14 protein-coding genes and 1 pseudogene are annotated in these 9,306 nt (G+C 65.9%); 6 read left to right on the top strand and 9 right to left on the bottom strand.

What is annotated here, in order from left to right:
- Together V7Q39_RS16405 and V7Q39_RS16400 are read right to left on the bottom strand one after the other, a co-directional pair.
- On the bottom strand, positions 1-690 hold a 690-nt coding region (locus tag V7Q39_RS16405; RefSeq protein ID WP_443082534.1), incomplete at its 3' end, for a D-alanyl-D-alanine carboxypeptidase family protein.
- A gap of 265 nt (positions 691-955) precedes the next feature.
- Positions 956-1,657, bottom strand: coding sequence for an HAD family hydrolase (locus V7Q39_RS16400; RefSeq protein ID WP_333817689.1), 702 nt, complete (start codon positions 1,655-1,657; stop codon positions 956-958).
- Positions 1,658-1,766: 109 nt separating this feature from the next.
- Between V7Q39_RS16400 and clpS the strand changes: the two genes are divergently transcribed.
- Genes clpS through V7Q39_RS16385 form a run of 3 tightly spaced genes read left to right on the top strand, consistent with a single transcriptional unit; the run spans position 1,767 to position 3,962 of the window.
- Positions 1,767-2,087 (top strand): ATP-dependent Clp protease adapter ClpS, encoded by a 321-nt coding sequence (gene clpS, locus V7Q39_RS16395; RefSeq protein WP_333817688.1) that lies wholly within the window; start codon positions 1,767-1,769, stop codon positions 2,085-2,087.
- Between the two features lie 60 nt (positions 2,088-2,147).
- Positions 2,148-3,140 (top strand): class I SAM-dependent methyltransferase, encoded by a 993-nt coding sequence (locus tag V7Q39_RS16390; RefSeq protein ID WP_333817687.1) that lies wholly within the window; start codon positions 2,148-2,150, stop codon positions 3,138-3,140.
- 9 nt (positions 3,141-3,149) lie between these two features.
- Positions 3,150-3,962, top strand: coding sequence for an SDR family NAD(P)-dependent oxidoreductase (locus tag V7Q39_RS16385; protein ID WP_333817686.1), 813 nt, complete (start codon positions 3,150-3,152; stop codon positions 3,960-3,962).
- Here the strand turns inward: V7Q39_RS16385 and V7Q39_RS16380 are convergent, their stop codons facing one another.
- Positions 3,963-4,355 (bottom strand): hypothetical protein, encoded by a 393-nt coding sequence (locus V7Q39_RS16380; RefSeq protein ID WP_333817685.1) that lies wholly within the window; start codon positions 4,353-4,355, stop codon positions 3,963-3,965. It lies immediately after the preceding gene.
- A 76-nt stretch (positions 4,356-4,431) separates the two neighbouring features.
- On the opposite strand from V7Q39_RS16380, the gene hemF reads away from it, so the two are divergent.
- On the top strand, positions 4,432-5,292 hold the full coding sequence (gene hemF / locus V7Q39_RS16375) for an oxygen-dependent coproporphyrinogen oxidase (protein WP_333817684.1): 861 nt from the start codon (positions 4,432-4,434) through the stop codon (positions 5,290-5,292).
- Between the two features lie 10 nt (positions 5,293-5,302).
- Positions 5,303-5,656: a hypothetical protein gene (locus V7Q39_RS16370; protein WP_333817683.1), complete on the top strand. Its 354-nt coding sequence runs from the start codon at positions 5,303-5,305 to the stop codon at positions 5,654-5,656.
- 46 nt (positions 5,657-5,702) lie between these two features.
- Here the strand turns inward: V7Q39_RS16370 and V7Q39_RS16365 are convergent, their stop codons facing one another.
- Genes V7Q39_RS16365 through V7Q39_RS16340 form a run of 6 tightly spaced genes read right to left on the bottom strand, consistent with a single transcriptional unit; the run spans position 5,703 to position 8,944 of the window.
- A complete protein-coding gene (locus tag V7Q39_RS16365) occupies positions 5,703-5,978 on the bottom strand; it encodes a hypothetical protein (protein ID WP_333817682.1) in 276 nt (91 codons plus the stop codon).
- Positions 5,975-6,652: a hypothetical protein gene (locus V7Q39_RS16360; protein WP_333817681.1), complete on the bottom strand. Its 678-nt coding sequence runs from the start codon at positions 6,650-6,652 to the stop codon at positions 5,975-5,977. The genes V7Q39_RS16365 and V7Q39_RS16360 overlap by 4 nt, the downstream gene beginning before the upstream one ends.
- A 41-nt stretch (positions 6,653-6,693) precedes the next feature.
- Entirely contained in the window at positions 6,694-8,130 is a 1,437-nt protein-coding gene (locus V7Q39_RS16355; protein ID WP_333817680.1) for an APC family permease, read from the bottom strand.
- A complete protein-coding gene (locus V7Q39_RS16350; RefSeq protein WP_333817679.1) occupies positions 8,130-8,300 on the bottom strand; it encodes a hypothetical protein in 171 nt (56 codons plus the stop codon). Before V7Q39_RS16350 ends, V7Q39_RS16355 begins: the two co-directional genes overlap by 1 nt.
- 6 nt (positions 8,301-8,306) lie before the next feature.
- Entirely contained in the window at positions 8,307-8,684 is a 378-nt protein-coding gene (locus V7Q39_RS16345; RefSeq protein WP_333817678.1) for a hypothetical protein, read from the bottom strand.
- Positions 8,685-8,686: 2 nt separating this feature from the next.
- Positions 8,687-8,944, bottom strand: coding sequence for a hypothetical protein (locus V7Q39_RS16340; protein WP_333817677.1), 258 nt, complete (start codon positions 8,942-8,944; stop codon positions 8,687-8,689).
- A 255-nt stretch (positions 8,945-9,199) separates the two neighbouring features.
- On the opposite strand from V7Q39_RS16340, the pseudogene V7Q39_RS16335 reads away from it, so the two are divergent.
- A pseudogene (locus tag V7Q39_RS16335) lies at positions 9,200-9,306 on the top strand (glutamine amidotransferase); the annotation flags it as partial.

Below are 9,306 nucleotides of genomic sequence, written 5' to 3'. Positions count from 1 at the left end.
CGAGGTGCCGCCGAAGACCGTCGCGATGATGTGCTTGTTGCCGCGATGCGCCGAGGCGGTCAGGTTGAACCCGGCGGGGCCGGTATAGCCCGTCTTGATCCCGTCCGCGCCTTCGTAGCTGTCGAGGAAGCGGGTGTTGGTGTTCGCCACCTGCGCGATCCCCGCATCCGCCGTCCGGCGCGAGAAGATGTGGTAGTATTGCGGGAAATCGTAGAACAGATGGCGGCCGAGCGTGTTCATGTCGCGGGCGGTCGACAGGTGGCCCTCGGCGGTCAGGCCGTTGGCGTTCTTGAAGGTGGTATTGGCCATCCCCAGCTGCCGCGCCGTCCGGGTCATGCGTTTGGCGAAGGTCTCGTGATCGCCGCCGATATGGTCGCCGAGCGCCGCCGCTGCATCGTTGGCCGATTTGATCGCCGCGGCGCGGATCAGATAGCGCACCGCGATGGTCTGGCCCGGCTTCAGCCCGAGGCGCGAGGGCGGCTGCGAGGCGGCGTATTTCGTCACCGTCACCTTGGTGTCGAGCGAGAGGCGCCCGGCCTCGATTTCCTGGAAGACGATGTAGAGCGTCATCATCTTGGTCAGCGACGCCGGGTGCAGCCGCGCGTCGGCGTTCTTTTCGTAGAGCACCTCGCCGGTGCGCCCGTCCATCACGATGGCCGCGAAGGGCGCAGCCTGAAGCGGGGACGTCACCACAACGGTGCTGACGATGAATGCCAAGAAAACAGCGTTAAGAATCCGCCCGAGAAGCGATGCCACGTCGCCCACCCTTTGCCTGCTGGCCCGGATTTTCCGGTGCCGTTATTCTGCCTCGGCGGGAAGGCTAGCACAGGTCTGGGCATCCGAAAACCCAAAAAATCCAATGGCTTTCAAGCGATAGTTCATGCGGTGGCGCGGGCGCAGCACAAATCCGCCGATCCGGGCATATCTTGGGGTTGGAGACCGCACGCGCCGCTAGTTATGGGGTGCTTTGCAGCCGCTTCACCAAGGCGGGCAACTCGCCCATTTCCGCGATGCTGTGGAAGCGGCGGTGGTCGGCCGGGGCAAGGGCGGCCTCGAAGGCCCATTCGTGTTCGTGCGGCACATGCACGCCCCAGGACCCCGCGTTCAGGGCCGGGATCACGTCGGACTTCAGCGAATTCCCGACCATCATCGCCTGATCCGCCCCGGTGCCATGCCGGGAAAAGGCGGTGCGATAGGTCGCCTCTGTCTTGTCCGACACGATCTCGACCCCGTCGAAAAGGTCGCCCAGGCCGGACTGCGCCAGCTTCTTCTCCTGATGCAGAAGGTCGCCCTTGGTGATCAGGACCAGGCGGTAGTCCTTGGCCAGAGCCGTCACCGTCGTTCGGACCTGCGGCAGAAGCTCCATCGGATGTTCCAGCAACTCGCGCCCTAAAGCGATGAGGTCGGCGATCACCGTGGCAGGGACGCGGCCTTCCGTGACCTCGACCGCCGTCTCGATCATCGACAGGGTGAAACCCTTCACCCCAAAGCCGTAATAGGCCAGGTTCCGCCGCTCGGCCGCCTCCAGCCGTTCGGCCAGACGATCGGGCGCGGCATGGTCGGCCAGCACCTGCAGAAAGCGCCCTTGGGTCAGGCGGAAGAACGCCTCGTTCTGCCAGAGTGTGTCGTCTGCATCGAAGCCGATGGTGGTCAGCATGGCCGCCCTCTTTTCGTTCCGGCAAAAGAGGCTATATTTCAGAGGTCAGTTGCAACCCCGAATCCCTTCAGCCCGGAGCATGGTTCCCTTGTCGATCCGCCCTTTGACCATGTCCGACAAGACCGATGGCCCGGGGAATGACACGCGGGTCCTGACCAAGACGAAGACCAAGACCGAGCGCCCGCCGCTTTACAAGGTGCTGCTCCTGAATGACGACTACACGCCGATGGAGTTTGTCGTTCATGTGCTGGAGCGCTTCTTCGGTCTGAACCATGCCCAGGCCTTCGAGATCATGCTGACGGTGCACAAGAAGGGTCTGGCCGTCGTCGGCGTGTTCAGTTTCGAGGTGGCCGAGACCAAGGTGGCGCAGGTGATGGATTTCGCGCGTCGCCACCAGCATCCGCTGCAATGCACGATGGAAAAGGAATGATCCTGCGTGCCGTAAGAAGCGGCCCCTTGCCGAGGAGCTTGGGGGCCTGAGGCCCTGCCCATGCGTTCTGCCCGTCTGTCCCTGGCGCTGGAAACCGGCGCGCTGAGCCTGCCGCCCACGGGTAGGATCGCGGTCTACCGGCCCCGGATCGGCGATGACCTGTCTGCCCTGCCCGAGGGCCGGGTGGTGGTGCTGACCGGCTTCAAGCCCGACCATGACCATTTCGGCGCACGCTATCTGGTCGAGCCATCGGCGCCCTATGCCGCAGCCATCGTCTGCCTGCCGCGTTCGCGCGAAGCTGCGCGGGACCTGATCGCCCGGGCGGCGGCGGAGGTGGCTCCGGGGGGCTGGATCGCGGTCGACGGGCAGAAGACCGACGGGATCGATTCGGCACTGAAGGACCTGCGCAAGCGGGTGGATCTGTCGGAAAGCCTGTCGAAGGCGCATGGCAAGCTGGCGTCGTTCGTGGCGGGGGCGGACCTGTCGGACTGGCGGGCGAAGCCGTCCAGGGTCGAGGGGTTCCAGACTCTGCCGGGGACATTTTCGGCGGACGGGCCGGACCGGGGGTCGCTTCTGCTGGCCTCGGCGCTGCCCGCGAAGCTGGGCGGCAAGGTCGCCGATCTGGGGGCGGGATGGGGGTTCCTCGCGGCCGAGATCCTCAAGCGGCCCGGTGTGAAGAAGCTGGACCTGGTGGAGGCCGAAGCCGATGCGCTGGACTGTGCCCGGGTCAACATCCCCGACCCCCGCGCCCGGTTCCACTGGGCCGATGCCACGACCTGGCGGCCCGAGACGCTGCTGGATGCGGTGGTGACGAACCCGCCTTTCCATACCGGCCGCGCCGCCGACCCCGCGCTGGGCGCCGCCTTCATCCGCGCCGCCCGGCGGATGCTAGCGCCCGACGGCAGCCTCTGGTTGGTCGCCAACCGCCACCTGCCCTATGATGCCGTGCTGGCGGACTGCTTTCTGGAATTCAGGGAGGCTGCCGGTGACGGCGCCTTCCGCGTGATCCATGCCATCAAGCCCAGACGCGATCCGCTTCGGGCCAAACCGTAGAGGCCGCCCATGTCCTTCTCCGTCTCCGGCAAGACCGCCATCGTCACCGGCTCGGCCTCGGGCATCGGGCTGGCTATCGCGCGGCACCTGCTCGACAAGGGCGCGAATGTGATGTTCGCCGATATGGACGAGGGGCGGCTGGAGGACGAGATCGGCGAAGAGGCCCGCGCCGAGGGGCCGGTGCGGATGTTCGCGGGCGATTTGACCGAGAAGCTGACCATCGCCAACCTGCTGTCGGCCACCGTCGACGCCTTCGAGCGGGTGGACATCTTGGTGAACGCCAGCCGCCGGATGGCGGTCTCGGAGCTTCTGAACCCCGAGGCGGACGGGGTGGAGGAGTTGTGGCGGCACAATGTGCTCTCCTCGCTTCGGATGTCACAGATGACGGCCAAGCGGATGATCCAGCACGCCCAGCGGGCCGAGGTCGAGGAGGGGACGATGTTCGGCTCGATCATCAACCTGTCCTCGATCGCGTCGCAGGCGACGCGGCCCGAGCTTCTGGCCTATTCGATGGCTTCGGCGGCGATCGACCAGATGACCCGCTCGCTGGCGGTGGCCCTGGCGCCGAAGGGCATCCGGGTGAACGCGGTCGCCTTCGGCAGCGTGATGAGCGCGAGCCTGCAAGCGGCTCTGAAGGAGAACCCCGGCTTTCGCGACGAGATCACCGGGGCCACGCCTCTGGGCCGGATCGCCGCCCCGGCAGAACTGGCCGAGGCGGTGCAGTTCCTCGCCTCGGATGCGGCGGGCTTCGTCACCGGCCAGGTGCTGACGATCGACGGCGGGCGGGGCCTTCTCGACGCGGTCAGGGCCCCGGCCCATTGATCATTCCGGGTATTGGGCCTTGCAGGCAGCGATGACCTTCTCGGCCTGACGCGCCAGACCCTTCCGCTTCTCTTTCAGGCTGGCCAGCGTCCGCGCCTCTTCCTTAAGGTCGATGGCCTTGGGCCGCTGCTCAAGTTCCGGCCGACGGTCAAGGCACATGCGCGGTGGCGACGGGGGCTGGCCCGGGGCGGTGCGGGGACCGGGGCAGGACCGCCAGTATTCCTCGTAGACGGTGATCGTCTCATAGGCATAGCCGCGCTTCAGGTTGCCTTCGGACTCCTTGATCAGCCGGTCGACCGTGCGCAGATCGCGCGTGTTCTGGTTGATGCACTGTTCCTGCGGGGTGCCGCAGGCGGCGAGGGCGGCAAATGCCAGAAAACTCAGCCGTTTCATCGGTTCCTCCTCATGCGGTGGAAAGCGCCGCGCGGGGATGCTAGGCATTTGGATGCCAGCATCCGAGGACATGACCATGACCGATCCCACCGACAGCCGCAACGCCGTTGCTGCCGCATGGTTCCGCAGCCTGCGCGACCGGATCGTCGCCGCCTTCGAGGGGCTGGAGGACCGTTTCGCCAAGGGCCGGCCCGGCCGGTTCGAGGTGACGCCGACCTCCCGCGCCGAGGGGGGGGGCGGAATCATGAGCGTGATGCGTGGCGGCGAGGTCTTCGAGAAGGTCGGGGTCAACTGGTCGGAGGTGCATGGGCAGTTGGGCGAAAAGGCGCAGAAGGCGATGGCGGCGCGGGGGGTGCCGGGCATGGACCGCGACCCGCGCTTCTGGGCCAGCGGGATCAGCCTGGTCGCGCATATGGTCAATCCGCACGCGCCCGCCGTCCACATGAACACCCGCATGTTCTGGACGCCCGGGGCCTGGTGGTTCGGCGGCGGGGCGGACCTGAATCCTTGCATCGAATATGCCGAGGACACCGCGCATTTCCATGCCGGGATGCAGGCGGCCTGCGATGCGCATTCCCCGGACTACTATCCGAAGTTCAAGGTCTGGGCGGACGAGTATTTCTTCGTGCCCCATCGTGGCCGGGCGCGGGGGGTGGGGGGCATCTTCTTCGACGACCTGAACACCGGCGACTGGCACCGCGACTTCGCCTTCACCCGCGCGGTGGGCGAGGCTTTCCTGCCCGCCTTCCTGCCGGTGACGGAACGCCGCGTCGCGACCCCCTGGAGCGAGGCCGACCGCGAGGTTCAGCTTCTGCATCGCGGGCTCTACGCCGAATACAACCTGGTCTATGACCGGGGCACCAAGTTCGGGCTTGAGACCGGGCATGACGCGAATGCGGTGCTGATGAGCCTGCCGCCGGTCGCCAAGTGGTATTGAGGGACGGGAAATGGCAGATATCACGGTGAAGGCGGCCTATGGCTCGGTCGTCGAGGACGAGGGCCAGCTTTTCGTGGGCTTCGCCGCGGGCGAGGATGCGGACGAGGGCTATGTGCTGTTCCGGCAGGATCTGCGCGGCGGGCCGGTCTGGTTCGAGGCGAGCGACGAGACCTTCGGGGCGGAGGACGCCATCGAGGCGGTCGTCGCGGGACCAAAGGGGTTCGAGGTGACGATCCGCGAGGAAAAGCGCGCGGCCTATGGTTTTGCGGCGACGGTCGCGGTCAGGGTCGGGCCTGCTTGCGAGGACGGGGTCGAGGCACTGGCGGCGCTGAAGGAGATGCTCGGGTCGCTCTGGCGGGACTAGCTCGTCGCGTGTCTTCGACTTCTCCTCGCGGCGACGAGGGGCGGTGTCACCGAGGAGCGTTCGCGTGAGCCCAGACTGCGCGGCGGATGCGGGCGACCTTGTAGGCGTCGAGCACCGCCATCGCCCAGACGAACAGCCCGCCCGCCATCTTGCCGACAAAGGAGACTTCCGGCGCGGCGGTCTTCAGGGTGAAGGCGCCCAAGAGGATCGCGAAGCAGACGAAGACCAGCCCGCGGACCGGCTGGCGGTTCAGGACCTGTCCCATGCCGGGCAGGACCACGGCCACGGCAAGCACGAGATGGGGGTTCAGCGGCGGCTTCATGCGGGGTCTTTCGTCAGCGTCAGGATATCGTCGCGCAGCCCGGCCAGCCTGGTGAGCAGCGGCTGAAGCCGGTTGGGGGACAGCGGGGTGCGGCCCATTTCGGCCTCGCGGAAGATCAGGAAGCGACCGCGGTCGGCTTCCTCGGCCAGGATCACGATACGAACGCCTTTGGGCGACAGGACCAGTTCCTTCACGCGAGGGTCCTGGAACAGGTCGGCATGGCGGGCGATCAGGTCGGGCGGCGGGATGCGGGTGGCATCGTCGCTGCGCACCGCGACCTCGACCGGCAGGCCGGGCGGGGTGGGCAGTGACTGCCGCAGCGCAGCGAATCGGGTGAAGGGCTCGTTGCCGGAAGGCCGGGCCATTAGGTCGAGCGTGGCTTGCATGGGCAGGGGTTCGGGCAAAGTGATCATGACCCAGAGCGCGGGCAGCTTGCGGAAGGTCAGCGTGTCGGGCACGGCCTGCAGATCGAAGGCCAGCCCGCCGCGACGTCCGGTCATCCGGGGAAAGCCGGTGGGTTGCAGCCGCGCCTCGCCGCCTTCGAACAGCGGTTTCACGGCGTCGAAATATCCGGCGCGGGTGGCGGCGCGGATGCGGGTTTCGCGATGAAGGCGGAGGGCGAGCCAGAGGCCGAGGGCGGCGAAGGCGAGGCCGAGTGGAATGAGTGGGGACATGGGAAAAGGCCCGCCCTTGTGCAGGGCGGGCCGCTGTACCTTCAGTAGCCCCGCGGTTTCGGCCAGGGCATGGTGAACTGCGCCCCCCGGTTCACGAAGCGATAACGCCAGAAGTGGAACCAGAGCGACACCACGATGTAGAAGCCGATCATCGCCACCAGCTGCGTCCCGTAGCCCAGGAACACCGCGAAGAAAGTGACCCCGCAGATCCCCAGAAGCGTGAAGGCCGGGATCGGGTGGAACGGGTGCTCATATCCGCGCTTGATCGTGTCCAGCGGCCATTTCCGCCGGAACAGGATGATGTTGAGCGGCATGAAGGTATAGCCCAGCAGGCCCGAGAGGATCGAGAAGGTGATCACCTGGTCCAAAGGCGCGCCGAGGGCGAAGATCAGCGCGATCGGGACCAGGAACACGATGGAGCGGTAGGGGGTGCGGTATTTCGGGTGAACCGCGCCGAACCAGCCAGGCAGGTACTTGTCGCGACCCATCGCGAACCAGGCCCGCGAGGCATCGTTGATGCAGCCGTTGGCGCTGGCCAGCGTGGCGAAGAGCGTGCCGAAGCCCAGAAGCCAGACCAGCCCCTGCGACCCGGCCAGCTGTGCGGTCGAGAACAGCGGCGCCACCGCGCCGTTGACGCCGTCGCCCAGGAACTCCCAAGGCAGGACGCCCGAGCAGATATACCAGGTCAGCGTTGCAGCGATGAGCAGCGTCATGATCCCGGCCAGCGTCCCGAAGGGCAGCGAGCGGGCGGGGGACCGCACTTCTTCGGCGGCCTGGGTCGTGCCCTCGATCCCCAGATAGTACCAGAGGCCGAAGTGCATCGCCGCCAGCACGCCGATCCAGCCGTAGGGCAGTTCGTGGCCCTCGAAGAGCGCGGCATGCTCCATGATCCCGCCGCCCAGGACGCCCGAGGTGGACAGGAACAGGATGATGATCGCGCAGAAGGCGATGGAGGTGATGACCAGGTTGAAGGTCAGCGTCGCCAGCACCCCGCGATAGTTCAGCCAGGCCAGGAAGGTGATGACCAGCACGATGAAGGGCCGCTGGTCCAGCTCGGTGGTGTGGCCGGTCATCCGTGCCACCTCGGAGAAGAGATAGCCCGCGGTGATCGCGTTGGCGGCTTCCAGCATGGTGTAGGCGAAGACAAGGTAGAGGCCGACGTTGAACGCCATCAGCGGCCCGATGATGTGCTTGGCCTGGGTATACTGGCCCCCGGCCGAAGCGACGGTCGAGGTGACCTCCGAGTCGATCATGGCGACGCAGGAATAGAGGATGCCCGCGAACCAGCAGGCGATCAGCGCCGCATAGGCGCCGCCCTTCCCGACCGAGAAGTTCCAGCCCATATATTCGCCGACCAGCACGATGCCGACGCCGAGTGCCCAGACGTGGGCTGGGCCGAGGACGCGCAGCAGGCCGACCTTGGTGCCGTGCGGCCCCATGCCGTCCATGGTTTGCGAGGTGATGTCTACATCGGCCATCAATGCACCTTGTGTTCTTCGGCCATGGCCTCAAGCTCGCCTTCACGCGAGGAGGTCAGGACATCTTCGGAAAAGGTCGAATCGGTCTTCAGCCAGTCGACCAGCATGTGCAGGCCCAGGAGCGCAGCCAAGCCCCAGGCGCCGTATTCAAGATAGCTCCACAGATCCATGGCGGCTTACTCCCCAAATTTCTCGGAAATGACCTCGCGATACTCCACTTCGGAGAACCGCAGGATCAGGAAGTAATAGAGCAGGATGACCGCGACCATCACCAGAAGCGCGCCGACCGAGAAGGAATAGTCGAAGCGGGCGAGGATGAGGTCATGGGCGGTCTCGGGGGTGTAGCCGAGCGCCTCGTACTTGGCGGCCTGCGCCGCATTCTGGCCAAGCGCCTCCCAGGTGGCGTTGGCGACGGGCGCGGCCACGGTCTTCGCGGCGCCGGCCATGTTCAGCCACAGCGGGATGAACAGCGCTCCGACGGTCAGGACCACCAGCACGATCACGTCGAACAGCTGGCTGGCCTTGCCCTGTTTCGGGGGTTGATAATGCGCCATCGTCAGCTCCTCCTGCCTCTGGCTTCATCGAGGAACTTGATGTCGATGCCATACATGAAGTCGCGATCCTCGCGGTAATGGCGCAGCATCGCCAGGATGGCGGCGGTGTTGAAGATCAGTACGACGGCCCCGCCGATCAGCAGAAGCGTGCGCGCGCCGCTGGACGGTGCCAGGTCCCAGGTGGCGATCGCGACGAAGATCACCGCGAACCACAGGCCGACGACAAACGCCCATGCCACCAGCACGTCACGTTTGTGCATCGCCTCAATCCGCTGATTAAGGTCTCCCACAGTTTTCCTCCCTTGGGCTCTTATGTGATCCGTGCGACGCGGCCCCGACGTCTTTCCCTGCACGGCAAAAAAGTTTTCTTATGGGAAAGCCACCCGCGACAGTCTGTCAAGAAAAACCACGGTCCGGGCCGGATTTTCCCGACAGGTGAAAAATGTTTCTTACCAGTTGATAGGTTCAAAAGACGGTGCTAGCGTCATCGGCAACCATGTGAAGGAGACGAATCCATGTGTGGCATCGTTGGACTTTTCCTCAAGGACCCGAAGCTTGAACCCCAGCTGGGCGCCATGCTGACGGACATGCTCATCACCATGACCGACCGCGGCCCCGACAG

It is taken from the genome of Tabrizicola sp., assembly GCF_036781545.1.
Classification (GTDB): Bacteria; Pseudomonadota; Alphaproteobacteria; order Rhodobacterales; family Rhodobacteraceae; genus Tabrizicola.
Note: the sequence above shows the minus strand (reverse complement) of the source record. Positions and strands in the feature narration are given on the sequence as shown.

Coding starts and splice junctions, on each gene's coding strand:
- V7Q39_RS16400 (WP_333817689.1), bottom strand. CDS start 1,657: ATGCTGACCACCATCGGCTTCGATGCAGACGACACACTCTGGCAGAAC.
- clpS (WP_333817688.1), top strand. CDS start 1,767: ATGTCCGACAAGACCGATGGCCCGGGGAATGACACGCGGGTCCTGACC.
- V7Q39_RS16390 (WP_333817687.1), top strand. CDS start 2,148: ATGCGTTCTGCCCGTCTGTCCCTGGCGCTGGAAACCGGCGCGCTGAGC.
- V7Q39_RS16385 (WP_333817686.1), top strand. CDS start 3,150: ATGTCCTTCTCCGTCTCCGGCAAGACCGCCATCGTCACCGGCTCGGCC.
- V7Q39_RS16380 (WP_333817685.1), bottom strand. CDS start 4,355: ATGAAACGGCTGAGTTTTCTGGCATTTGCCGCCCTCGCCGCCTGCGGC.
- hemF (WP_333817684.1), top strand. CDS start 4,432: ATGACCGATCCCACCGACAGCCGCAACGCCGTTGCTGCCGCATGGTTC.
- V7Q39_RS16370 (WP_333817683.1), top strand. CDS start 5,303: ATGGCAGATATCACGGTGAAGGCGGCCTATGGCTCGGTCGTCGAGGAC.
- V7Q39_RS16365 (WP_333817682.1), bottom strand. CDS start 5,978: ATGAAGCCGCCGCTGAACCCCCATCTCGTGCTTGCCGTGGCCGTGGTC.
- V7Q39_RS16360 (WP_333817681.1), bottom strand. CDS start 6,652: ATGTCCCCACTCATTCCACTCGGCCTCGCCTTCGCCGCCCTCGGCCTC.
- V7Q39_RS16355 (WP_333817680.1), bottom strand. CDS start 8,130: ATGGCCGATGTAGACATCACCTCGCAAACCATGGACGGCATGGGGCCG.
- V7Q39_RS16350 (WP_333817679.1), bottom strand. CDS start 8,300: ATGGATCTGTGGAGCTATCTTGAATACGGCGCCTGGGGCTTGGCTGCG.
- V7Q39_RS16345 (WP_333817678.1), bottom strand. CDS start 8,684: ATGGCGCATTATCAACCCCCGAAACAGGGCAAGGCCAGCCAGCTGTTC.
- V7Q39_RS16340 (WP_333817677.1), bottom strand. CDS start 8,944: ATGCACAAACGTGACGTGCTGGTGGCATGGGCGTTTGTCGTCGGCCTG.